The sequence below is a fragment of the Stenotrophomonas sp. P5_B8 genome (assembly GCF_054049855.1).
The window spans coordinates 1-884 of record NZ_JBFULO010000775.1 but is presented as its reverse complement, the minus strand read 5'-3'; the positions used below and the strand labels follow the sequence as shown (position 1 = coordinate 884).

Annotated in this window: 2 protein-coding genes; both read left to right on the top strand. The window is 71.0% G+C overall.

Features of this window, described 5'->3' with window-relative positions; genetic code table 11:
- Positions 1-445: DALR domain-containing protein (locus tag ACXJKH_RS21385; RefSeq protein ID WP_457322387.1), on the top strand; the 445-nt coding region annotated here is incomplete at its 5' end.
- A 121-nt stretch (positions 446-566) separates the two neighbouring features.
- Positions 567-884: SufE family protein (locus ACXJKH_RS21380; RefSeq protein WP_457322385.1), on the top strand; the 318-nt coding region annotated here is incomplete at its 3' end.

The following is an 884-nucleotide window of genomic DNA, read 5'->3' as shown; positions in this document are numbered from 1 at the left end:
GATCGAGCAGTCCGTACGGACGCTGGACCGTCTGTACGGCACCCTGCGCGACCTGGCCGACGTGCAGGCGGCGGCGGTGATCCCGGCCGAGATCGAGGCAGCGCTGGACGATGACCTCAACACCCCGCAGGCGCTGGCCGAACTGGCCCGCATCGCCGGCGAGGCCCGCAAGGCCGCCCCGGGCGAGCAGGCGCAGTGGAAGACCGCGTTGCTCGGCGCCGGCTTGGCGCTGGGCCTGCTGCAGCAGGATCCGGCCGCGTGGTTCGGCAATGCCCCCGGCGATGCCGACGACGACGCGCGCATCCAGGGCCTGATCGACGCGCGCAGCGCAGCCAAGCAGGCGCGCGACTTTGCCCGGGCCGATGCCCTGCGCGACCAGCTCGCCGCCGAGGGCATCGTGCTGGAGGACACCGCCCAGGGCGTGCGCTGGGCACGCAAGCGCTGATGCGTCGCCCGGCCAAGGGCCGGGCGCTGCCACGACACGGACCCGGCCATGGACGACCGGRCGCTTCCTTTGAACCATCACGGCCAGCCCACGGAAGGCGCACACCGGCCCGGAGCCCCCCATGACCATCTCATCCCCGTTCCCGCTTGAAGCCACAGCTGCCGAGGCACAGGCCGCCATCGCCGAGGAGTTCGCCTTCTTCGGCGACTGGTCCGAGCGTTACCAGTACCTGATCGACCTGGGCCGCAAGCTGCCGACCTTCCCGGAAGAGTGGAAGACCGAACAGCACCGTCTGCTCGGCTGCCAGTCGATGGTCTGGATCGTGCCGGAAGGCAATGCGCAGACCCTGCGCTTCCACGCCATCAGCGACTCGGCGATCGTCTCCGGGCTGATCTACCTGGCGCTGCGCGTGTACTCGGGGCGCTCGGCGGCCGAGATC